The organism is Actinotalea ferrariae (assembly GCF_019733465.1).
In the GTDB taxonomy this organism is placed as follows: Bacteria; Actinomycetota; Actinomycetes; order Actinomycetales; family Cellulomonadaceae; genus Actinotalea; species Actinotalea ferrariae_A.
In genome coordinates this window covers 5,215-27,375 of the sequence record NZ_JACVQL010000108.1, presented here as the reverse complement: position 1 = coordinate 27,375, position 22,161 = coordinate 5,215, and the positions used below count along the sequence as shown (strand labels likewise).

At 74.0% G+C, this 22,161-nt stretch carries 17 protein-coding genes, 1 tRNA gene and 1 pseudogene; 13 read left to right on the top strand and 6 right to left on the bottom strand.

Annotated features, from left to right (window positions below):
• Positions 1–41: 41 nt before the first annotated feature.
• Positions 42–114, bottom strand: a tRNA-Lys gene (locus tag ICW40_RS09485).
• A gap of 223 nt (positions 115–337) precedes the next feature.
• Here ICW40_RS09485 and ICW40_RS09480 point away from each other — a divergent pair.
• The 6 genes from ICW40_RS09480 (at position 338) to ICW40_RS09455 (ending at position 8,360) form a co-directional block, all read left to right on the top strand.
• Positions 338–2,230, top strand: coding sequence for an SdrD B-like domain-containing protein (locus ICW40_RS09480; protein ID WP_221653580.1), 1,893 nt, complete (start codon positions 338–340; stop codon positions 2,228–2,230).
• A gap of 22 nt (positions 2,231–2,252) precedes the next feature.
• Entirely contained in the window at positions 2,253–3,740 is a 1,488-nt protein-coding gene (locus ICW40_RS09475; protein WP_221653579.1) for a threonine/serine exporter family protein, read from the top strand.
• A gap of 75 nt (positions 3,741–3,815) precedes the next feature.
• Complete coding sequence (locus ICW40_RS09470) at positions 3,816–4,394, top strand: ArsR/SmtB family transcription factor (RefSeq protein WP_221653578.1); 579 nt, start codon at positions 3,816–3,818, stop codon at positions 4,392–4,394.
• A complete protein-coding gene (locus ICW40_RS09465) occupies positions 4,391–5,182 on the top strand; it encodes an SRPBCC family protein (RefSeq protein WP_221653577.1) in 792 nt (263 codons plus the stop codon). The genes ICW40_RS09470 and ICW40_RS09465 overlap by 4 nt, the downstream gene beginning before the upstream one ends.
• A 203-nt stretch (positions 5,183–5,385) precedes the next feature.
• Positions 5,386–7,425, top strand: coding sequence for a glycoside hydrolase family 88 protein (locus ICW40_RS09460; protein WP_221653576.1), 2,040 nt, complete (start codon positions 5,386–5,388; stop codon positions 7,423–7,425).
• Between the two features lie 110 nt (positions 7,426–7,535).
• On the top strand, positions 7,536–8,360 hold the full coding sequence (locus ICW40_RS09455; RefSeq protein WP_221653575.1) for an MBL fold metallo-hydrolase: 825 nt from the start codon (positions 7,536–7,538) through the stop codon (positions 8,358–8,360).
• A gap of 10 nt (positions 8,361–8,370) precedes the next feature.
• Here ICW40_RS09455 and deoC read toward each other — a convergent pair whose 3' ends face one another.
• Positions 8,371–9,057 (bottom strand): deoxyribose-phosphate aldolase, encoded by a 687-nt coding sequence (gene deoC / locus ICW40_RS09450; RefSeq protein WP_221653574.1) that lies wholly within the window; start codon positions 9,055–9,057, stop codon positions 8,371–8,373.
• A gap of 261 nt (positions 9,058–9,318) precedes the next feature.
• Between deoC and ICW40_RS09445 the strand changes: the two genes are divergently transcribed.
• The 5 genes from ICW40_RS09445 (at position 9,319) to ICW40_RS09425 (ending at position 14,747) form a co-directional block, all read left to right on the top strand.
• Positions 9,319–10,383, top strand: coding sequence for a LacI family DNA-binding transcriptional regulator (locus ICW40_RS09445; RefSeq protein ID WP_221653573.1), 1,065 nt, complete (start codon positions 9,319–9,321; stop codon positions 10,381–10,383).
• Between the two features lie 106 nt (positions 10,384–10,489).
• On the top strand, positions 10,490–11,764 hold the full coding sequence (locus tag ICW40_RS09440) for a sugar ABC transporter substrate-binding protein (RefSeq protein WP_260459010.1): 1,275 nt from the start codon (positions 10,490–10,492) through the stop codon (positions 11,762–11,764).
• Positions 11,765–11,876: 112 nt separating this feature from the next.
• Positions 11,877–12,839: a carbohydrate ABC transporter permease gene (locus ICW40_RS09435; RefSeq protein WP_260459009.1), complete on the top strand. Its 963-nt coding sequence runs from the start codon at positions 11,877–11,879 to the stop codon at positions 12,837–12,839.
• Between the two features lie 2 nt (positions 12,840–12,841).
• On the top strand, positions 12,842–13,804 hold the full coding sequence (locus ICW40_RS09430; RefSeq protein ID WP_221653571.1) for a carbohydrate ABC transporter permease: 963 nt from the start codon (positions 12,842–12,844) through the stop codon (positions 13,802–13,804).
• A 4-nt stretch (positions 13,805–13,808) separates the two neighbouring features.
• Positions 13,809–14,747: a glycoside hydrolase family 68 protein gene (locus ICW40_RS09425; RefSeq protein WP_221653570.1), complete on the top strand. Its 939-nt coding sequence runs from the start codon at positions 13,809–13,811 to the stop codon at positions 14,745–14,747.
• 58 nt (positions 14,748–14,805) lie between these two features.
• Here the strand turns inward: ICW40_RS09425 and ICW40_RS09420 are convergent, their stop codons facing one another.
• The 4 genes and pseudogenes from ICW40_RS09420 to ICW40_RS09405 all read right to left on the bottom strand — a co-directional run bounded on the left by ICW40_RS09420 (position 14,806) and on the right by ICW40_RS09405 (position 18,733).
• Entirely contained in the window at positions 14,806–15,708 is a 903-nt protein-coding gene (locus tag ICW40_RS09420; protein ID WP_221653569.1) for a hypothetical protein, read from the bottom strand.
• The gene (locus tag ICW40_RS09415) at positions 15,708–16,361 is read right to left on the bottom strand and encodes a SigE family RNA polymerase sigma factor (protein ID WP_221653568.1); all 654 of its coding nucleotides are present in this window, start codon (positions 16,359–16,361) and stop codon (positions 15,708–15,710) included. The genes ICW40_RS09420 and ICW40_RS09415 overlap by 1 nt, the downstream gene beginning before the upstream one ends.
• 98 nt (positions 16,362–16,459) lie before the next feature.
• Positions 16,460–17,428 carry a DUF6910 family protein gene (locus ICW40_RS09410; protein ID WP_221653567.1) on the bottom strand — a complete coding sequence of 323 codons (969 nt, stop codon included), beginning with the start codon at positions 17,426–17,428 and terminating at the stop codon, positions 16,460–16,462.
• Between the two features lie 66 nt (positions 17,429–17,494).
• A pseudogene (locus ICW40_RS09405) lies at positions 17,495–18,733 on the bottom strand (M20/M25/M40 family metallo-hydrolase).
• Between the two features lie 597 nt (positions 18,734–19,330).
• Here ICW40_RS09405 and ICW40_RS09400 point away from each other — a divergent pair.
• On the top strand, positions 19,331–20,083 hold the full coding sequence (locus ICW40_RS09400) for a response regulator (protein ID WP_221653566.1): 753 nt from the start codon (positions 19,331–19,333) through the stop codon (positions 20,081–20,083).
• Positions 20,080–22,014 (top strand): PAS domain S-box protein, encoded by a 1,935-nt coding sequence (locus tag ICW40_RS09395; RefSeq protein ID WP_221653565.1) that lies wholly within the window; start codon positions 20,080–20,082, stop codon positions 22,012–22,014. The genes ICW40_RS09400 and ICW40_RS09395 overlap by 4 nt, the downstream gene beginning before the upstream one ends.
• Positions 22,015–22,161: the final 147 nt, after the last annotated feature.

The following is a 22,161-nucleotide window of genomic DNA, read 5'->3' as shown; positions in this document are numbered from 1 at the left end:
ACCAAACGTCCAGGATCAGCCGAAGTACTACACGGACGCAGTGGGCCCCGTGGGGCTCGAACCCACAACCTACGGATTAAAAGTCCGCAGCTCTGCCAATTGAGCTAGAGGCCCGCGACGTCGCGGCAACGGCCGGGGCCAGGAGCGTCGCCGGGGACCCGACCGGGTGCCGCGCGGTCGGGGACAGGCTACGCGGAGCCTGCCTTCGAGCGGCGGCAATCGCCATGGGACAATTCACCCCATACCGGGTCTATCCGGACGTCCTCGGCAGGGCCACCATGAGCAGCACGGGCCGTGCGCCACGAGGACGGGCGTCCCGGTGAGCCGGGGGTGCGTCATGCGCGAGGTCATCGGGGACACGTCTGCGGCGGTGGGCGGAGCGGTGCGCCGTGACGAGGTCGGCCGGCCGCGCTGGTGGAGCCGCGTCGCGCTCGTCGCGGCGTGCGCCGTCGTGGTCGCCGGGGCGACGGCGACGTCGGCCGCCGCGGACGTCGGGCTCACGCTCACGGTGACGTCGGCGGTCGACGAGTCGAGCAACGGCCCGGCCGAGGCGACGATCGGCGAGGGGGTGACCCTCGATCTCGTGGCCGACCTCCCTGCCGGGCTCACGCTCGACTCCGGCCACGCGCGGATCAGCCTGCCCGCGGGGCTCGTGACGACCGGCGCGGAGCCGACGGCCGAGCTCGACGGAGCGGAGCTGCCCGCGGGGTCCGCAGTGGACGTGACCGCGGACGAGGTCGTGGTGACGCTGCCGTCCGGGCACGAGACGGGCGACGGCCAGGCGCTCACCGTGCGCGTGGAGGCGCGGGTCGCCGACGTCGCCGCGGCGGTGCACGGAGCGCTCCTGGAGCCGGCGGCGGAGGTCGCTCTCACGCCGGACGGCGGCGCACCCCAGGTGGCAGCCGGCGCCTGGTCGATCACAGTCGTCGAGCCCTTCGTCGTGCTCGACGGCTGGGACCTCTTCGACATCTTCGGCGAGATCGTCCCCGGCGAGATGGAGGAGTACGACCTCGCAGTCGGCAACTCCGGGGCGACGGGGCACGACGTGGTCCTCAGCGTGACGGTCGACCCGCACCTGCACCCGCGAGGCGGCGACGGCCCCGCGGTCGACGGCGAGCTCGTGCTCGGCGCCGAGTGGGACCTGGAGTCCCGCACGCTCACGTGGCGCATGGACCAGGTCCCCGGAGGGACGTGGACGGAGCTGGGACGCATCACGGTGGACGTCTCCACCGCCGCCGTCCACGTGCCGGGGCGAGTGCTGTCGACGAGCCGTGCCACGGCGACCTCGATGGCCGGTGAGGTCCCGTACGAGCGCACCGCGTCGAGCGGCATCAGTGCGGACCGGTACGCCACGTCCCTCGAGCACCCGAAGCCGTTCGTCACCCCCGGCTGGGGTGGGATCGTCGTGCCCGACGCGGAGATCCACCCCGGCGACATCATCACCGTGACGCAGGTCGTGACCATCCCCGCCCACGTGTCGACGAACGACCTGACCCTCGCGACCAGCTGGCCCGCGGTCGACGAGGTCCTCGACCTCGAGTCGGTCACCTGCACGCCCGGCTGCGCGGTCGGCGCAATGCCGTTCGAGCTGGGCGACGGCGACCAGGCGTGGTTCCTCGGGGACGTCGCCGCGGCGGACGCCGACAGGGACGTCCGCATCACCTACCGCGCACAGATCTCGCCCGACACGCTGGGCGACAGCTTCGTCGTGGTCGCGGGGCGCGTCGCGATGAACGCCGACGACCTGGTCGGCGACCCGCCGACCGTTCCCGACCCGGATGCCGAGTTCCAGCTGGTCACCGGGCCGCCGTCCGACGAGTACCCCTGGATCTACATCACGGAGCCGGCGCCGGCTCCCACCGCGTCCGTGGCCGGCGGCGTGTGGGTCGACCGGGACCGGGACGGCGTGCGGGACCGCAACGAGCGGGGTGCGCGCCGGGTCCTCGTCAGGGTCACCGACCTCGGGGCGGACGGGCGCCGTGGGGGCGGTGACGACCAGACGGTCACCGTCCGGACCGGGAAGGACGGCACGTTCCGCGCCGCCGGCCTGCGAGCAGGGAGCTACGTCGTGACGGTCGACCCGCGCACGTTCCCGCGCGGGACCACCGCGTGGTGGGACACCGACGGGGGTCGGCCGACGTCGACGTCGTTCACCCTCGCACCGGGCGAGGCGCGCACGGGGGTCGACTTCGCCCTGCGCACGTGCCGCTCGCCCCGCGGGTGGCGGTGACGCCGGCCGATAGGCTCGCGAGGTGCGAGGCCGGGAGGTGGCGCGGCGCCTGGCGTCCCGCGTGCTGGGTGACGCCCCGGCGGTGCCCGTGGGGCAGCGCTCCCGGGGGGCCGGCGTGGACGAGGTCGTCGTCCGGGGGGTGCTCGAGCTCGCCGTCAGGATCGGCGAGGCGATGCTCTCGCTCGGCGCCGCTGCTGCCGACGTCACGGACACGATCCGCCGGGTCGTGCGTGCCTTCGGGTTCGAGTGCCAGGTCGACCTGACCTTCACCGCGATCCTCGTGAGCCACGACCCGGGTCCGGGCGGCTCGCCGGTGACGGTCCTGCGCGTGGTCGAGACCCGCAGCGCCGACTACGGCCGGCTCACGCGCGTGCTGCGGCTCGCCGACGACGTCGCCGGCTCCGACCGACGCGGGATCGACGCGCCGGGCGAAGACCAGGCGGCGCCCACGGTCGCGCAGCGGATCGAGACGGCGCACGACCGGCTCGACGACGTCGTCGGCGCACCGCACGCCTACCGCCGCTCGCTCGTGACGCTGGTCCTCGCGGCCATGGCAGCCGCGGTCGCCGTCCTCCTCGGGGGCGGCGGCTGGGTGATCCTCATCGCTGCGGCCACGACCGCGCTGATCGACGTCGTCGTCTGGCGGCTGAGCCTGTGGGGCCTGCCCCCGTTCTTCCTCCAGGCGATCGGGGCCGCCATCGCCACGACCGTCGCCGTGCTCCTGTTCATGTTCGTCCCTGTGCTGCCGGTGGAGCTCGCGACCGTGCCTCCGTCGCTCGTCGTCGCCTCGGGCATCGTCGTGCTGCTCGCCGGCCTCTCGCTCGTCGGCGCGGCGGAGGACGCGATCAACGGCTTCCCGGTCACGGCCAGCGCGCGCGTCTTCGAGGTGCTGCTGCTGACGCTCGGGATCGTGGTCGGCATCGGCGCGGTGCTCGACGCCGCCCGGCGGTGGGGCGTGACGCTCGAGCTCGTCGAGCGGCCCGGCGACGCGTGGCCGTGGGTCGTCCAGCTCCTCGCCGCGGCCGCGGTCGCGGGCGCCTGGGCGATGGCGTCCTACGCCGGCCCCCGTGCCGCGCTCGTCGCGGCGGCCGTGGGCGGGCTCGGCTGGGCGCTGTTCACCGTGCTGCGCGAGGTGGGCACGGGCCCCGCCGTGGCGAGCGCCGGGGCGGCACTGGCGATCGGGTTCGCCGGCGAGGCGCTCGGCGGGCGGCTCCGGGTGCCGGCGATCGTCACGTCCGTGTGCGGCATCGTGCCGCTGCTTCCCGGGCTGGCGATCTACCGGGGCCTGTTCAGCCTGCTCGGCGACGACGGGATCGGGCCGGGGTCGGAGATCCTGCTCGAGGCCGCGATGGTGGGGCTCGGCCTGGCCGGCGGCGTCACGCTGGGCGAGCTGGTCGCCCGCCGTCTCGGCGCCGGTGCGCGCCGCGTGCTGCTCCCCGCGCACTCGCTGGACGTGCGGCGTCTGGGTCGCCGCCCGGCCGCCCGGCACGGCGGCGCGCCCGACGCCTGACCCGCCCCCATGGGCGTCCGCAGCCGGCGGCCGCGTCCTCTTGACAACAAATCTTGTCAGAGGCACGGTGGGGTCGTGCATGACGTCGAGGTCATCGAGAGCGCCGAAGCTGCGGCCGTTGCACTGGACCCGGTCCGCGCTCGGCTCCTGACCGAGCTGGTGGAGCCCGCCTCCGCCGCCGGGCTCGCTGCGCGCGTGGGTATCGCCCGCCAGAAGGTCAACTACCACCTCAAGGCCCTCGAGGCCCACGGTCTCGTCGAGCTCGCCGAGGAGCGCCGGCACGGCGGCATCACCGAGCGCGTGCTGCGCGCGTCCGCCGCGTCGTACGTCGTCTCGCCCGCCGTCGTGAGCGCGTCGGCGGCCGACCCGGACACCAACGCCGACCACCTCTCCGCCGGCTACCTCGTGGCGCTCGCCGGGCGCCTGGTGCGTGAGGTCGGCGCGCTCGCGCGTCGGGCCGGCGCGTCGGGGACGCGCCTGCCGACGATGACGATCGACACGCAGATCGGCTTCCGCTCGGCCGCCGACCGCGCGGCCTTCGCGGACGACCTCACGGCCGCCGTTCTGGACCTCGCCGCCCGCTACCACCACGACGACGGACGACCGCACCGGCTCGTCGTCGCCGCCCACCCCCTTCCCGAGGAGAGCACATGACCACCACCCTGAGCGTCCCGTACCGCCTGCAGTTCGACGTCGAGGTGCCGGGCACCCCGGAGCAGGTCTGGGAGGCCATCGCCACGGCGAAGGGCATGAGCGCCTGGTTCACGCCGACCGAGCTGGAGGAGCGCGAGGGCGGCGCGCTGCACTTCTCCATGGGCCCCGAGATGGGGTCCGACGGCCGGGTGACCGGCTGGGACCCACCGCGCCGCCTCGTCTACGAGGAGGACTGGGCAGCCCTCATGGGCAAGGAGCCCGAAGCGCTCAGCCCGCTGACGTCGGAGTTCCTGGTGGAGGCGCGATCCGGTGGCACGTGCGTCGTGCGCGTCACGAGCAGCGGCTTCGGGACGGGTGCCGCCTGGGAGCAGGAGTTCTGGGACGAGATGGGCCCGGGGTGGCTGCCGCACTTCGACACCCTGCGTCTCTACCTGACCCACTTCCCCGGCCAGGAGGCGACACAGCTCGAGGCGGCGGCCGCCCACCGGTGCGACGAGCACGCGCTCTGGTCGACGCTGCGCGCGACGCTCGGGCTCGCCGGAGAGGGGGCGACGGTGCAGGTGCGTGACGCGACCGGGACGGTCGAGCGGGTCGGCGAGCGGCGCGCCCTCGTCCGGCTCACCGCACCTGTACCCGGGATGCTCAGCGTGTACACCTGGGCGGAGGGCGATGACGTGTCGACCGCGGGGGTGCGGGCGTTCCTGTTCTCCGCCGACGCCGCCGACTACGTCCGCCGCGAGGAGCCGGCCTGGCGGGCGTGGCTGGAGGGACTCCCCGTCCCGGCCTGAGCCCGGCTGGGCTCGGCGGGCACCCGCGGTCGTCCCGTCGCCGACGCGACGTGAGCCCGAGGCTCACTGGGCCGTACGGGTGAGGCGGGCGTGTCCGGTTCGTCCCGGATCTTCCGCTCGCACGGCGCCCGGCGCAGCATGGTCGTGAGCGTGGCCGAGCGACCGCCGGTGTCCGGCCGCCGCGGCGCTCCGAGGAGGCCGTCATGCGCTCTCGCCACCCGCTCCGACCCCGCCGCCGGACCGGCGTCGGTCTCGCCCTCGCCCTGACCGCGGCGCTCGCCGCGAGCGGTGCCTCGGCGGCGGCCACCGCTCCCGCCGCAGGTGCGGTGCTCCCGGTGAGCGGCACGCTCGACGTGCCGACGCACGCCGCCGTGCTGGAGGCGGCTCGGCGGGCGGCGGACTACTACGCCCCGACGTGGCCGCTCGCGACCGGCGCGCGCAACGGCTGGTCCTGGGCGACGTACGCGGACGGCGCCACGCGGCTGTTCACGACGGCGGGCGACCAGAGGTACCTCGAGCAGGCCGTCGCGTGGGGAACGCGGAGCGGCTGGGCCGTGCCGTGCTCGTCGACGCTGAACCCCGACTGCATCAAGGCCGGACAGGTGTACATGGACCTGACCGCGCTCGACCCGCGCCCGTCGCTCGCGGCGATGGACGCCCAGATGGCGCGCGACCTCACCGGTCTGCCGTTGAGCCAGTACTACTGGGTCGACGCGCTCTACATGGGGCTACCCGACTGGGCGCACTGGGCCGAGCGCACGGGCAGCACCGCCTACCTCGACAAGATGGACGCGCTCTTCGCGCACGTGCGTGACGACGGCTGGACGACGACGTTCCCGTGCACAGCGCAGCAGCGAGGGCTCTACGACGCGACCGAGCGGCTCTGGTACCGCGACTGCCGGTTCGTCGGGACGCGCGACTCGTCCGGCGGAAAGGTGTTCTGGGGCCGCGGCAACGGCTGGGTCATCGCCGCGATGGCACAGGTGCTCGAGACCTTGCCGCCCGGCGATCCGCGAGGTGCGACCTACCGTGACGTGCTGGTCGGCATGGCGGACCGGCTCCGGACGCTCCAGGGCGCCGATGGCATGTGGCGCCCGAGCCTGCTCAACCCCGGCGCCTTCCCCCAGCCCGAGACGAGCGCGACGGGGCTCATCGCGTACGCGATCGGCTACGGCGTCCGGACCGGCGTGCTGGACCCGGCGACCTACCTCCCCGTCCTCGTCAGGGCGTGGCAGGGCCTGACGACGACGGCGCTCAAGCCCAGCGGGTTCGTCTCGGGGTGCCAGTTCGTCGGCTTCGAGCCCGCGGCCCCGTACACGGGCGCCGCCCCGCGCACCGCGCCGACGACGACGTCGGCCGGGACCCTGCACACCGACTCGCCGCCGTTCTGCGTGGGGGCGTTCCTGCTGGCGGCGAGCGAGATGGCGCGGCTCACCGGGGCCGCGAGCACGGGCCGGAGCGTGAGCGCAACCGCGCAGCAGGCCGGCAACGAGGCCGCGCGGGCGGTCGACGGCGACATGACCACGCGGTGGTCGGCCGCCGGCTTCCCGCAGTCGCTCACGGTGGACCTCGGCGTGGCGCAGCGGGTCAGCAACGTGCAGCTGGTGCCGTACGAGGACCGCGCGTACCGGTACCGCGTCGAGACCTCCGTGGACGGCGTCGCGTGGGCCCCGGCGGTCGACCGGACCACGGCACCCGTCGCCGGGACGGCGCTGGACACCCTGGCCGCGCCGGCGAACGCGCGGTACGTGCGGCTCACGGTCACGGGCGTCGTGGGGACGTCGACGACGTGGGTGAGCATCCGCGAGCTGTCCGTGCACGACAGCTGGGACCCGCGGCCCAACCTCGCGTACCTGCGACCGGCGACGGCGACGTCGTCGGTCGCGTCGACCTCGAGACCGGCGAAGGCCGTGGACAACCTCACGACGACGTCATGGGGCTCCCTCCGGCGGCCGACCGCCGCGGCGCCGCAGGAGCTCACGGTGGACCTCGGCCGGACGGAGTCGGTGGACACCGTGCGCCTCACGTCGCGCCCGGGCGCGGGACCGCGGGACGTCGCGCTGCTCACGTCGACCGACGCGAGCACGTGGGTGGTCACCGCGACGGCGACGCTGCCCGCGGTGCAGGGTCCGCACACCTGGGTGCTGCCCGACGTCGACGCCCGGTGGGTGCGGCTGCGCGTCACGTCCGCGTACGGGACGGCCGGCGTGCGCGTCGAGGAGCTGGACGTCTTCGGCCGCTGAGACCCCCGACCGTGTGCCGGGACATCAGGCCCGCGAGGGGCTGTTCGAGCACCCGGAGCACGAGGACCATGAGCGTCTCGGGTCGTGCGTCACGAGCGGGAGGAACCACCGTGCTGGAGCAGGTCGCCGAGGGCGTGCACGTCCACCGGAGCGCGTTCGTCCGGAGCAACGCCGTCGTCGTGCAGGGGCCGTCCGGCGCGCTCGTGGTCGACCCGGGGATCACCGGCGCCGAGCTCGAGTGCCTCGCGGACGACCTCGATGCGATGGGCCTTGCGGTGGTCGCCGGGTTCGCGACGCACCCGGACTGGGACCACGTGCTGTGGCACCCGCGGCTAGGCACGGCGCCGCGCTACGCGACCGCCGCTGCTACGGCGAAGGTCCGTGAGCAGCGGGCCGACCCCGAGACGATGGCGCGCGTCGCGGACCACCTCCCGCCGGAGATCCACGGGCAGGTCCCCATGGACCTCTACGGCCTCGTCACCGGCCTGCCCGACGGTGCGACGCACATCCCGTGGGACGGCCCGCGCGTCCGCGTCCTCGAGCACCGCGGGCACGCGCCCGGGCACGCGGCGCTGCTCGTCGAGGACCGCGGCGTGCTCGTGGCCGGCGACATGCTCTCCGACGTCTTCGTCCCCATGCTCGACGTCGAGGACGCCGCCGAGCCGGTCGAGGACTACCTCGCCGGCCTCCGGCTGCTCGAGGAGGAGGCGGGCGACGTCGACGTCGTCGTCCCCGGCCACGGGTCCATCGGCGCAGCGGCGGGGGCGGCGCGCGCCAGGATCGAGCTCGACCGTGCGTACGTGCTCGCCCTGCGCGACGGCGGCGGGGCCGACGACCCACGGATCGGGCCGTCGGCAGAGCCGGGCTGGGAGTGGGTGACCGGGATCCACGAGTGGCAGGCCGAACGGCTCGCCGCCAGGCGCGACGGCGTCTGACCGCCCTGCGCTAGTAGCCGGAGCCCTCGCCGGGGGCGCCCGCCAGGATCGCCGCGGTCCCGGAGAGCCCCAGGCGCGTCGCGCCCGCGGCGACCATGCGCTCGGCCTGCTCGCGCGTGCGGATGCCGCCCGACGCCTTGACGCCGAGGCGTCCGCCGACGGTCTCGGCCATGATGCGGACGGCGTGCTCGCTCGCGCCGCCGGCCGGGTGGAAGCCGGTCGACGTCTTGACGAAGTCGGCACCCGCGGCCTCGGCCGCGCGGCACGCGCCCACGACCTGCTCGTCGGTCAGGGCGGCCGACTCGATGATGACCTTGAGCGTGACGCGCGGTGCCGCGGCGCGGACGGCCGCGACGTCGGCCTCGACGAGGTCGAAGCGGCCGGCCTTGGCCGCGCCCAGGTCGATGACCATGTCGATCTCGTCGGCACCGTCGGCGGCGGCTCGTGCAGCCTCGGCCGCCTTGACGTCGCTGTGGTGCTTGCCGGACGGGAAGCCCACGACCGTCGCGACGACGACGTCGTGCGCGTCCTCGAGCGGCAGCATCGAGGGGGAGACGCACACCGCGAGGACGCCCATGCGGCGCGCGGCGTCGACGTGCGTCGCGACGTCGTCGCGCGTCGCGTCGGGAGCCAGGAGCGTGTGGTCGACCAGGCGCGCGAGCGCGGTCGTGGTGAGCTCGAGGGTGGGGGCAGTCATGGGTCGCGCGGTCCGTTCGGGTGGGGGAGGGCCGGCGCGGCGCCGGCACGTCCACGTTACGGCGCGCACGCGCCCGATCGTGGGCCTCGGGTCCCGACGTGATCGAACTCACGCCCGCGGAACGTCGGTCGAACCAGGTGGCCGGAAAGGTTGACATGTCCGAGTGGCCGGGATCACACTCGGGGCAGGTGCTTAATCGGTTTAGCAGTCCGGCCGGCCCGACGGCCGCCGGACGCGGGGCCTCGACGAGGAGGTGGACGGATGAGCAGGCGCATCGGCATCAAGGACGTGGCGCGCGAGGCCGGCGTCTCCGCCGCCACGGTGTCCCTCGTGCTCAACGACCGCGCCACCACGCGCATCCCCGAGGCGACACAGGACCGGGTGCGCCGGGTCGCGTCGGACATCGGCTACGCGCCCAACACGCTCGCCCGCGGCCTGCGGACCCGGCGCACGCACACCATCGGCTTCGTCTCCGACCGCATCGCGACCACGCCGTACGCCGTCCGCATGATCGAGGCGGCCCAGGAGGCCGCGCGCGAGCACGCCCACCTGCTCTTCCTGGTGAGCACTGGCGGCGACCCCGAGGTCGAGCGCTCCGCCATCGAGACCCTCAAGTCGCACCAGGTCGACGGGTTCGTCTACGCGTGCATGTGGCACCGCGAGGTGGAGGTGCCCGCGGGGCTGCCCGCGGGATCGGTGCTGCTCGACGCGCGTCCCGCGCGCGGCGCCTACCCGGCCGTCGTCCCGGACGACCGCGGCGGTGCCGTCGCGGCCGTCCAGGCGCTCGTCGACGCCGGCCACACGCGGATCGCGTACCTCGACGTCGAGGAGGACCCCCTGCCCCTGGCCTCGGGCCTGCGGCTCGAGGGCTACCTCGAGGTGCTCGCGCGGGCCGGCATCACCCCCGACGCCGCGCTGCACGTGCGTGGCGCGTCCGACGCCGCGGGAGGCATGGCGGCGGCGGACCGGGTGCTCGCACTGCCTCCCGAGCAGCGTCCGACGGCGCTCTTCTGCTTCAACGACCGCCTCGCGATGGGTGCCTACGCGGCAGCGCGCCACCACGGCCTCGCCATCCCGACCGACCTGTCGGTCGTCGGCTACGACGACCAGCAGCTCATCGCCGCCGAGCTCGACCCTCCGCTGACCACCGTCGCCCTCCCGCACCACGAGATGGGGCGGTGGGCGGTGGAGGTGCTGCTCGGCGTGCGAGACCGTCCCGGCCCGGACGAGACGGAGGACGGCGTCGTGCTCATGCCGTGCCCGCTCATCCGGCGGGACTCCGTGGGCCCGCCGCCGACCCGGGAACCGGGCCGGCGGCGGGTGTGACACAACCCGACGGTCGCCGGCCGGCGACCACCGAGCGGAGACCTCGACCTTGCCCGTCGAGGCTCCAACGAAGGGAATCACGATGAGACGCAGTTCCTTCACGGGGATGCTAGCCATCACCGCCGCCTCGGCCACCGTCCTGGCCGGCTGCGGGCAGGCAGGTCAGTCCGACGGCGGAGGTGGCGGCGGCGACGGCGGCACCACCGAGCTCACGATGTGGACCCACTCGGCGGGCAACCCCGCCGAGCTCGAGACCTACAACCGGATCATCGACGACTTCAACGGCTCGCAGGACGAGTACGAGGTCGTCATGGAGTCCTTTCCGCAGGGCGCCTACAACGACGCCATCGTCGCCGGCGCCGCAGCGGGCGACCTGCCGTGCCTGCTCGACATGGACGGCCCGATCGTCCCCAACTGGGCGTGGGCGGGCTACATCCAGCCGCTCGACATCGACCCGGCGATCACGGACTCGCTGCTCCCGACCGCCGTCGGCCGGTACCAGGACGAGATCTACTCGGCCGGCTACTGGGACGCGGCGCTCTCGGTGTTCGCGCGCCAGTCCGTGCTCGACGCCAACGGCATCCGGATCCCGACCGTCGACGAGCCGTGGACGCTCGAGGAGTTCGACGCCGCGCTCGTCACCCTCCAGGGCGCGGGCTACGCGACCCCGCTCGACATCGGCGCCGAGGACACCGGGGAGTGGTGGTCCTACGCGTACTCGCCCATGCTGCAGAGCGCGGGCGGCGACCTCATCGACCGCGACTCCATGCTCACCGCCGACGGTGCGCTCAACGGCCCCGAGGCCGTCGAGTTCTTCGAGTGGTTCCAGGGGCTCTTCGATCGTGGCCTCACGAGCAACGCCGGGACGGTCGGCAACGAGGAGTTCAACAACGACGAGGTGGCGCTGAGCTACACGGGCGTGTGGAACGCGATGGACTCGCTCGACGCCGTCGGCGACGACCTGCTCATCCTCCCGCCGCCGGACCTGGGCGAGGGCCCGAAGATCGGCGGCGCCTCGTGGCAGTGGGGCATCGCGGCCGACTGCGACGCGGCCGACGGCGCCCGCGAGTACCTCGAGTTCAGCTTCAAGCCCGAGTACATCGCCGCCTTCGCAGACGGGCAGGTCGTCATCCCGGCGACCGCCGAGGCCGAGGAGCTCTCCGAGATGTTCGGCGAGGGCGACCCGCTCCAGCCGTTCGTCGAGCTCTCGCAGCGCTTCGCGCTCCAGCGTCCGCCGACACCCGCGTACCCGATCATCTCGAGCGTCTTCGAGCGGGCGGGCAAGGACATCATGAACGGCGCGGACGTCGGCTCGACGCTCGACCAGGCCGTTCAGGAGATCGACACCAACATCGAGTCCAACGACGGCTACGGCTTCTGAGCCGACCGTCCTGAACGGCGGTCGGGGCGGCGTGCCCCGACCGGCCGCGGGCCCTGCGCCCGCGGTCGGAGACGACGCGCCGCCCCGCTGAGCCGCCGGAACGGATGTCACCATGACCGTCCCCACCCAGCAGATCGCCCCGCACGCGCTCCCGGACCCCGAGCGCCCGACGACGTCGCGTGAGCGACGTCGAGCCCGGTCGGCCCGTCAGGGTCACCGCGCCGCCTACGGGATGGTCGCCCCGGCGTCCTTCCTGCTCCTGATGTTCCTCATCATCCCGGTGCTGCTCGCCTTCGGCCTGAGCTTCACGAACGCGCGTCTCATCTCCCCGAACCCGCCGAGGTTCGTGGGCATCGACAACTTCGTCCGGGCCTTCACGTCCGACCCGACGTTCGTCCGGTCGCTCGTCAACACGTTCATCTTCGCGGCGGTCGTCGTGCCGCTGCAGTCCGCGCTCGCGCTCGTCATGGCGATCCTCGTGAACCGCAAGGTCCGCAGCGTGACGCTGTTCCGGATCATCTACTTCGTCCCGGTGGTCACGTCGATCGTCGTCGTCTCCGTGCTCTGGGAGTTCATGTACCAGCGCGACGGGCTGATCAACGCGATCCTGCAGGCCGTCAGCGGCGGCACGGTGCAGGGCGCTGACTGGCTCAACGACACGCGGACGGCGCTGGGCGCGATCATCGCCCTGTCGATCTGGCAGGCCGTCGGGTTCCACATGATCATCTGGCTCTCGGGCCTGCAGACGATCCCCGAGGAGCTCTACGAGGCGGCCCGCATGGACGGCGCCAACGCGTGGCAGCAGTTCCGCGACGTCACGTGGCCCGGCCTGCGCTCGACCATGGTGTTCATCCTCGTGACGATCACCATCCAGGCTCTCGGCCTCTTCGCCCAGATCGACGTCATGACGCAGGGCGGGCCGCTCAACTCGACGACCACCCTCGTCTACCACGCGGTGCAGCAGGGCTACCGCCGCCAGGAGACCGGGTACGGCTCCGCCATCTCCCTGATCTTCTTCGTCATCGTGCTCGTCATCGCGCTCATCCAGCGGTGGCTCACCCGTGAGAAGGACTGACCATGAGCACCGACAACGCACCAGCAGACACCCTCACCCGAAAGGCCACCGCCGACCGCACGGCCGCGCGCAACCGCGCCCGCGCCGCGAGCGGACGCGGTCCCGGCTGGCGGGCCCTCGGCTACGTGCCGATGGTCGTGCTCGCCCTGTTCTTCCTCTTCCCGCTCGTCTTCATGCTCGTCTCGAGCCTCAAGCCGGACGCCCAGATCCTGTCCGACATCGACTCGCCGCAGGCCTTCCTGCCCGTGGGCGACATCAGCCTCGCGAACTACGCCGGCGTCTTCGACCGCGTGCCCGTGGCGCGGTTCCTGATCAACTCGGTGCTCGTCACCGTGCTGATCGTCGGGCTCGGCCTGGTGGTCAACTCCATGGCCGGCTTCGCGCTGTCCCGCCTCGAGTGGAGCGGGCGCAAGCTCGTGCTCACGGTCGTCATCGCGACGCTCATCGTGCCCTTCGAGACGATCGCGATCCCGTTGGTCTACTGGGTCTCGAAGCTGCCGACGATCGTGTTCGAGAACGGCCTGCCGATGTACGACTTCGGCTGGCTGAACTCGTACCACGTCCAGATCTTCCCGTTCATCGCGAACGCGTTCTCGATCTTCCTGTTCACGCAGTACTTCTCGACCATCCCGCCGTCGCTCGACGAGGCGGCCCGGATCGACGGCGCGAGCTGGTTCACGATCTACCGGCGCATCATCGTCCCGCTGTCGGGGCCGGCGTTCGCGACCGTCGCGATCCTCACCTTCCTGCCGGCCTGGAACCAGTACCTCTGGCCCCTCATGGTCGTGCAGCAGGAGGAGCTCCGGCCGGTCATGGTCGGGGTCCAGTACTTCTTCCAGATCAACCCCGCGTGGGGCGAGGTGATGGCGTACACCTCGATCATCACGCTGCCCGTGCTCGTGATGTTCCTCGCGTTCCAGCGCGCGTTCGTCAGCAGCATCGCCTCCAGCGGCGTGAAGGGATGACGACGTGGCTCTGAGACTCCCCGACCACTGGGTGTGGGACAGCTGGCCGGCGTACGACGGCGAGCACCACCACCTCTTCTTCCTGCGGGCGTCGCGCGCGCTCCACGACCCGGACCGGCGCCATCGCCGGGCGTCGATCGGCCACGCCCGCTCGACCGACCTGCGCACGTGGGAGCTGCTCCCCGACGCGCTGGTCGCGGCGGACGAGCCTGCGTGGGACGACCAGGCGACGTGGACCGGCTCCGTGGTGCAGGCGCCCGACGGCTCGTGGCGCCTGTTCTACACGGGCGTGAGCCGTGCGGATCGCGGCCTGATCCAACGCGTCGGGGTCGCGCGGTCCGACGACCTCGTCACCTGGCACCGGCTGCCCGGGCCGCTCACCGAGGCGGACGGCCGCTGGTACGAGAAGTACGACGGCGAGGCGTGGTTCGACGAGGCGTGGCGCGACCCGTGGGTGCTCGCCGACCCGGACGGTGACGGCTGGCACATGCTCGTCACCGCCCGGGCGCGCGAGGGTGACGCGGCCGGACGCAGCGTCATCGGGCACGCGACCAGCCCTGACCTCGAGACGTGGACGGTGCGTCCGCCGCTCTCCGAGCCCGCCGGGTTCGGCCAGCTCGAGGTGCCGCAGGCGGTCGAGGTCGACGGCGCCCACTTCCTGCTGTTCTGCTGCTGGCCCGCGCAGATGGCGCCCGAGCGGCAGGCGGCGTGGACCGGGGGTGGCATGTGGGTGGTCCCGGGGGAGAGCCCGCTCGGTCCGTGGGACTTCTCCCGCGCGCGCACGTTCGAGCACCCGAGCGTCTACGCGGCCCGCCTCGTGCAGGACGCCGACGGCGGCTGGGCCCTCATCGGGTTCCGCGACCTTGAGGACGGCCGGTTCGTCGGCGAGATCACCGACCCGCTGCCCGTGCAACGGGACGGCGACACGCTCCGGCTCGCCTGAGCGGCGGGTCGCGAGGTCCCCGGCCCCTGGTTCGTCCAGGGGCCGGGGACCCCGGACCTCAGCAGGACTCCCAGGCGGTGCACCCGCTGCTCTCGAGCGTCGGCTCCACCGGGAGCACGGTGACCTTCCGCTGGTCGACCACGGTGCTCGCGCCCTCCTCGACGACGAAGCCCGTGACGGGGTCCCGCACCAGGCGGGTGCTGCCGTCGGCCCCGGCGTACTCGAGCACCTCGCCCGCCCGGCCGAGCGCGTCGGTGCCGGACGTCGTCGTCGCCCCGGGCAGGCTCGCGGCGACCGTCCACGCGGCGTGGCGCAGGTCGGCCGGCAGGGTGCCCCCCGCCCAGAGCAGGTCGCGGGCCATGCCGAAGACCTTGTCGTCGTCCGTCCCGCTCCGGCGGTCGGGCTCGACGCTCGCGCGCAGCACGTCCGCAAGGGCGGCCGGGTCCGTGGGGAGCCGTGCGTGGTCGCGCAGCATGTCCACCCACTCGCCGTCGATGCGGAAGCGGCCGATGACGTTCCGCGGCCCGATGCCGGTGGCGGTCGCCAGGTCGCCGTCGGACACGATGAGGCCGGGCTGGTCGCGGCTGACATACAGCTCGGTCACGCCGCCGGGCGCGTCCGTCGACGTCGTGGACGTGTACCACCAGGTGCCCGGCTCGAGCGCCGCGGGGTCCTCGGGTGCCCCGGGCGCGTCCGAGGTCTCGGGCGGTGTGCTCGTGGCCACCGGCGCGGGTTCCGTCACGGCAGGCGGGACGTCCGTCGCGTGGCTCGGGGACCACGCGCCGACGGCCCAGCCGACGCCCCCGAACGCCGCCACCATCGCGAGCGTCGTGACGCCTCGGACGGCGGCGCGTCGTCGTCGGGCCCGCGGGAGCACGCGCGCGACGTCGACGTCGATCTGCGGCTGCGCCCGGTCGAGCCGGTCGCGCAGGGTCCGGGCGAACTCCTCGTCGTGGTCCATCACTCGCTCCTCGTCCGCACCGGGCGGTCGCCCGTGCCGTCGTCGTGGGTGGCGGTGTGCGTGTGGTGCGCTTCCCGCTGCGTGTCGCGGTGCTCGTCACCCAGCACCTCGCGCAGGCGTGCCAGGCTCCGGGACGCCGTGGACTTCACCGTGCCGACCGACACCCCGAGGTCGTCGGCCACCTCGCGCTCGCTCATCCCCTCGAAGTGCCGGAGCACGACGACGCGCCGCTGGCGCGGACTCAGCTGCGCGAGCGCGCGCACGAGCAGGTCACGCTCGGCGTGCTGGTCCGCACCCGAGCCCAGGCCGCCCTCCGGCACGTCGGCCAGCGGGACGAGCACCTCGCGGCGCCATCGTCGCCAGGTCTCGATGCGGAGGTTCGCCAACGTGCGGCGCGCGTAGGCGAGCGGGTCGCGCTCGCGCGCCCGCGGCCAGGCGACGTACGTCCGGACGAGCGCCTGCTGGACGAGCTCGTCCGCCTGGTGCGCGTCACCGCACAGCAGCCACGCCGTCCGGGCCAGCGCCGGCGCGGCGTCCGCCATGAACGCGGAGAACTCGGCCTCCCGGTCCAGCGACGGCAGGAGCACGTCGATCGTCGTGTCGGGTGGGTCCGGCGGGCCCGGGTCGCCGGCGGCGACGGTGAACGCACTCATGACAGGTACATGCTCGGGGGGCCTCGAAGGTTGCGTCGTCGGGGGCCCAACCCTGCCCTACGGCGAGGAGGCGTCGTGCTGCGCGCCTCCGGCCGGCCTCACCACCGGACGCGCAGGGTGACGGCGAGGGACGCCGCCGCCGCGTCGTCGGAGTCGATCGTCGCGAGCAGCCGGACGTGGTCGTCGTCGGACCCGACCACCGCCAGGCCCTCGACCTTGGGGACCCGGCCCTCGACGTGGGGCAGCGCCGCGGTGTGCGTGACGACGTCTCCCTCGAGCACGGCGAGCGCCGACGCGACGACCGGGCCGTCGTCGCGCGGGTCGCGCGTGTCCTCGGCCGCCGTGCTCACCAGGAGCCGGACGCCGTCGAGCCGGACGGCGTCGGTCACCGCGAGCCCGACGCCGTCCACGCTGCCGAGGTCGTAGCGGCGCGCGCCGCGGACCGGGACCTCGTGCGGCGCGCGCCTGCCGACGATCGCCTCGAGCAGGAGGGCGAGGTCGACGTCGACGCTCGCCGTGGGTACGCCGGCGGACGGGAGACCGCGGTGGAACCACCGCACGACGCCGTCGACGACGCACGCGCCCTCGAGGTTCAGCAGGTCCGGCGCGACGTCGAGCGCCCGCGCGACGGACGCGTACAGGGGTGCCAGGTCGGCGACGGCTGCGGTCGGCTCGCCCTCGGTCGCGCCGAGCAGGACGGCCCGCGTGCGGGCCGGGGACGAGCCCGAGCCGAGCAGCACGACGTCGTCGCGGGGCACGGCGCTCGCGGACGCCGCGTCGCCGGGCGCGGTGTGCTCGGGGGCCGCACCGGGCGGCACCTCGAACGCCGCCTCGAGGTCGGGCTTGAGGTGCTTGGTGCCGGACGCCTCGTCGAAGGTGTCGAGACCCTCCACGGCGGGCAGCACCCGGACCCGGCGCACGACTCCGTCCCGCCACCAGGCCGCGCTCGTGGCGTCGTCCTGGGCGATCAGCATGCCGCCGTCGAACCGGACCACCGCCGAGGCCGCCCGGACGGGGGTGCCGTCCGCGAAGCTCAGCGCGGTGACGTCCTCGACCTCGATCTCCATCCGGCGCTCCTCGGGGAGGGCCCGCGGCACGCGGCCGCGGACCCTCCCACGGTAGGTGCGTCGCGCTCAGGCGGCGCGCTCGTCGCCCCAGTGGCCGTGGCCGTGGCCGGGACCCCAGCCGTGCCCGCCGCCGCCGTGGCCGCCGCCGTGGCCGCCACCGCCGTGGCCACCACCGTGACCGCCACCGCCGTGGCCGCCACCGTGGCCGTGGCCCGGGCGCGGACCCGGCCCCGAGACCCCGTTGATCGCCGACGTGTCCTGCGCGAGCGAGTACGTGGCGAACGCGATCGCGTCGACCATGATGCCGAGCGCCTCGATGCTCACGTTGGTGAGGTCGTCGCCCTCGGAGTGGTAGTTCGGGTCGTGCGTGATGCCCTCGGTGCCGCCGAAGAGCGCGACCTCCTCGGCCGTCTTGATGTCGTCCGCGCCCGTGAAGAGCCCGGACGCCGGGATCCCGTTGAGGATGAACGCCTCGTAGTCGGACCGGCCCGAGAACTCCGTGTCGACCCACGGCTGATCGATGCTGTCGAAGTAGTCCGTGAACACGTCCTCGGTCTCCGCGGAGCCCGCCGGCACCTCGACGGGCGCCGGGTAGGTCGACTCGTCGGCGTCGTACACGCCGATGATGTAGTTCGGCGAGCCGATCATGTCGAAGTTGAGGTAGGTCGCGATCCGGTCGAGCTCGCCCTCCTGCTCGGCCAGCTCGGCGACGTAGGCGGCGGAGCCGAGGAGGCCGAGCTCCTCCGCGCCCCACCACGCGAAGCGCACGGTGTTGTCGTGCTTTTACCCGCGCGCGAGCTGGACGGCCGTCTCGAGCAGCGCGGCCGAGCCGGTGGCGTTGTCGTTGATCCCCGGTCCCTCCTCGACACCGTCGAGGTGGGCGCCGAGCATGACGACGTTGTCGTCCCGGCCGCGCCGGGTCTCGGCCAGCACGTTGAAGCTCTCGGCCTCCTCCGTGTGGAACCGCACGTCCAGCGTCGCCGTCACGCCCTGGCCCGCGAGCGCGGCGAGCGCCGCGCCGTCCTCCGGGGTCGTGCCGGCCACCGGCACGGTGACGAGCCCCTCGGCGCCGAGGGTGCCGAAGAGCATGCCCTCCTGGCTGTTGTAGATGACGACGGCCGCGGCCCCGGCGGCCTCGGCCGCGACCGCCTTGTCGGCGAACGGGCACACGCCGCGGCTGACGACGGCGATCGCGCCGGTCGCCGCGACGCCGTCCCACGTGTCCGCCGTGCAGCCCAGCGGGTCGTTGGGGGCGACGAGCGCGCCGCTGACCCCGCCCTCGGGCGTGCTCACCGAGAACTCCATCTGGTCGACCTCGTACGCGTCGGCGCCGACGGTGAGCGTCGCCGCGTCGACGATCTCGCGCTCGAACGTGAACCAGTCGCGCGTCGTCTGGTAGCCGGCCGACCGCAGCGTCCGCTCGACGTAGCGCGCGCTCGCCTCGTAGCCGGGCGTCAGCGCCGCGCGGTTCCCGTCGTTCTGCGCCGCGATCCGCTCGAACGCCTCGAGGTGGCGGACGACCCGCTCCACGCGGACGCGTTCCACGAACCCCTCGGCGTCGTGCTTGCCGCCCGCGGTGGCGGGCGCGGCCATCAGGCCGGTGGCGACCATCGTCCCGGCAGCAGCCAGGGCGACGACGCGTCGTGATGTCCCATGCTTCACGCTGGACCTCCTCGTCCGGCGGGTGCCCGGTGTGCCCCCCCTCGTGGCGTGAGTCGCCGCTGCGCCCGCGAAGGTCAACGTACGGACCTGCGGCCGCCAGGAGAAGGGCGGAGTCATGATTGGTCAGTCCTCCTATGACTCGGGGGGCCGCGGATCGAGGTCACCACGGACGGGTGAACCGCGTGCCCGGCGCCGCCGACCGGGGCGGAGACCCGAGCGGCCGGTCTAGCATCGGAGGTCGTGACTGCCCGCGTAGTGCTCGTGGACGACGTGCCGGACCTGCGCCGGCTCGTCGCCCTCCAGCTCCGCCTGCGCGGGGGCTTCGAGGTGGTCGGGGAGGCCGGTGACGGCGCCGAGGCCGTCGAGCTCGCGCGCGAGCTCCAGCCCGACCTCGTGGTGCTCGACCTGGGCCTGCCGCGGCTGCACGGCAGCGAGGTGCTGACGCTCGTCCGCGAGGTCGCGCCGCACGCCAAGGTCGCCGTCTTCACCGGCCTGACGACGCAGGACGGCGAGGCGCTGCGCGGACGCGTCGAGGGCTACGTCCCCAAGGACGCCGACGTCGAGGCGCTCGTCGACCTGCTCGTCGACCTGAGCCGGGACGACGACCGCGCGGCCGTGCTCGACCTCTCGGGACCGGATGCCGTCGCCGCCGCGCGGGCCTTCCTGCGCTTCCACGCCGACCGCTGGGGATGGGGCGGCGACCTGTACGAGGCCGAGCTGGTGGTCCGCGAGCTGGTGGACAACGCCCTCGCGAGGTCGGTGGCGCCGCCGAGCCTGCGGCTCACGCTCACGGCGGACGGCCTGCGCGTCGAGGTGTCCGACGACGCCCCGGGCACACCCGAGCCCGGCACGACGGCCGCGGGGTGGGGCGGGCTCGCGTACGTCGCCCTCATCGCCCAGGGCTGGGGCGTGCTGCCCGGCGCGGGCGGCGGCAAGGTCGTCTGGGCCCGGCTCACCCCCGGGACCGTGGCGCCGCCACCGGCCGCGCGATGAGCCCGCACACGATCGCCGTCGTCGACGACGCACCCGAGGTCCGCACGCTGCTGCGGACCCGGTTGCGCCTGACCGGCGCCTTCACCGTGGTGGCCGAGGGCGGCTCGGGCCACGACGCGATCGCCATCGCGCGCGAGCACCACCCCGACCTGCTGCTGCTCGACGTCTCCATGCCGGGCATGGGCGGTCTCGACGCGATCGGCCCCGTCCAGGCCGCGTCGCCCGGGACGCGCGTGGTCCTGTACTCGGGGTTCTCCGAGGAGGGCCTCGAGGCCCGCGCCCTCGAGCTCGGCGCCACGGCGTTCGTGCAGAAGTCGGCGCGCGTCGAGGAGGTCGTCGCGGCGCTGACCGAGATCGCCGCCGAGGAGCCGGGGAGCGTGCCGAGCGCCGACGTCGTGCCGGCCGCGCCGGGCACAGAGGACGGCTCGCCTGCGGGCGAGCAGATCCTCGGCGAGCACGTCGAGCGGTTCCGGGCCGTGTTCGACCAGGCCGCGATCGGGATCGGCACGCTGACGATCACGGGCCAGATCGTGCGGGCCAACGCGGCGCTGTCGCGGCTGCTCGAGGTCGCGCCGGACGCGGTGGTCGGCGTCGCGCTGCTCGACGTCGTGCCGCGCGCCGACCGGGACGCGATCGCGTTCGCGCTCACGACCGCCGTCCAGGAGGGCGTCGCGCAGGTCGAGCACCGGCTCGCGGGCACCGAGCGCATCGTCACCTCGACGGTCGCCGCCGTCCGGGACTCGCACGAGCGCACGCTCTACCTGCTGCTGCAGAGCCAGGACGTCACGGCGCAGCGCTCGACCGAGCGGGCGCTCGTGGAGAGCGAGGAGCGGTTCCGCCTCCTGGTCGAGAGCGTCGTCGACTACGCGATCTTCATGCTCGACCCGCAGGGACGGATCGCGAGCTGGAACCGCGGGGCCGAGCGGCTCAAGGGCTACACGTCCGACGAGATCCTCGGCCGGCACTTCCGCGAGTTCTACTCGCACGAGGCCCAGGAGTCGCGCCACCCGGAGTCCGAGCTGGCCGCGGCCGAGCGGGACGGGCGCTACGAGGAGGAAGGGTGGCGCTTCCGCAAGGACGGCACCCGGTTCTGGGCGAACGTCGTCATCACGGCGCTGCGCGACGCGCGTGGCGAGCTCGTCGGGTTCGCGAAGGTCACGCGGGACGTCACCACCCAGCGCCGCGCCTCGCAGGACCTCGCGCACGTCGCGCACGAGCTCGCCGACGCGAACACCGAGCTCTCCGCCGCCAACGCGCGGCTGGGCGCGGCGGCCGAGGAGCGCGCTCACCTGCTCGCGATCACGGCGCACGAGCTGCGCAGCCCGATCGCCGTCGCGGGCGGAGCGGCGAGCACGCTCGCGCGGTACTGGCGCGACCTCGAGGAGGACGAGCGCGCGCAGCTCCTCGGGTCCGTCGAGACGAGCGCCGAGCAGATGCGCCGGATGCTCAACGAGCTGCTGCTCGCGGCGCGTCTCGACGCCGGCGCCGTCCGGCCCTCGCCGACGCGCGTGCGCCTGCGGGACCACCTCGAGGAGCTGGCCGCGCACCGCGAGGTGGCCGAGACGTCGGGCGACGTCACGATCGTCTGCCCACCCGACCTCGAGGCCGTGACCGATCCCGAGCAGCTCGGGCAGGTGGTCACGAACTTCCTGACGAACGCCGCGCGCTACGGCAGGGCGCCCGTCACGCTGAGCGCCACCGTGGACGACGGCGTGCTGCACGTGACGGTCGAGGACCACGGGCCGGGCGTCCCTGACGGCGTGGCCGGGCAGATCTTCGACGAGATGTTCCTGCGCGGCGGCAGCCGGCGCGGCACGGGCCTCGGCCTGTACATCGTCCGGCGGCTCGCCCGCGGGCTCGGCGGGGACGCCTGGTACGAGCGCGCCGACGGCGTCACGCGGTTCGGCGTGAGCGTCCCCGCCGGCGGCTGACGGCCGCGGGCGCCGGTCCGCGGCCGGGGCTCAGCGCGGCTGCTCAGAACCCGAAGTCGCCACCGAAGTCGCCGCCTCCGCCGAAGTCCCCGCCTCCGCCGAAGTCGCCTCCGAAGTCCCCGCCGCCACCGAAGTCCCCTCCGCCGA

Excerpts from the sequence above, each read along its gene's own strand:
- ICW40_RS09435 (WP_260459009.1), top strand. The coding sequence starts at position 11,877 with ATGACCGTCCCCACCCAGCAGATCGCCCCGCACGCGCTCCCGGACCCC.
- ICW40_RS09460 (WP_221653576.1), top strand. The coding sequence starts at position 5,386 with ATGCGCTCTCGCCACCCGCTCCGACCCCGCCGCCGGACCGGCGTCGGT.
- ICW40_RS09420 (WP_221653569.1), bottom strand. The coding sequence starts at position 15,708 with ATGGACCACGACGAGGAGTTCGCCCGGACCCTGCGCGACCGGCTCGAC.
- ICW40_RS09395 (WP_221653565.1), top strand. The coding sequence starts at position 20,080 with ATGAGCCCGCACACGATCGCCGTCGTCGACGACGCACCCGAGGTCCGC.
- ICW40_RS09465 (WP_221653577.1), top strand. The coding sequence starts at position 4,391 with ATGACCACCACCCTGAGCGTCCCGTACCGCCTGCAGTTCGACGTCGAG.
- ICW40_RS09480 (WP_221653580.1), top strand. The coding sequence starts at position 338 with ATGCGCGAGGTCATCGGGGACACGTCTGCGGCGGTGGGCGGAGCGGTG.
- ICW40_RS09430 (WP_221653571.1), top strand. The coding sequence starts at position 12,842 with ATGAGCACCGACAACGCACCAGCAGACACCCTCACCCGAAAGGCCACC.
- deoC (WP_221653574.1), bottom strand. The coding sequence starts at position 9,057 with ATGACTGCCCCCACCCTCGAGCTCACCACGACCGCGCTCGCGCGCCTG.
- ICW40_RS09445 (WP_221653573.1), top strand. The coding sequence starts at position 9,319 with ATGAGCAGGCGCATCGGCATCAAGGACGTGGCGCGCGAGGCCGGCGTC.
- ICW40_RS09415 (WP_221653568.1), bottom strand. The coding sequence starts at position 16,361 with ATGAGTGCGTTCACCGTCGCCGCCGGCGACCCGGGCCCGCCGGACCCA.
- ICW40_RS09410 (WP_221653567.1), bottom strand. The coding sequence starts at position 17,428 with ATGGAGATCGAGGTCGAGGACGTCACCGCGCTGAGCTTCGCGGACGGC.
- ICW40_RS09440 (WP_260459010.1), top strand. The coding sequence starts at position 10,490 with ATGCTAGCCATCACCGCCGCCTCGGCCACCGTCCTGGCCGGCTGCGGG.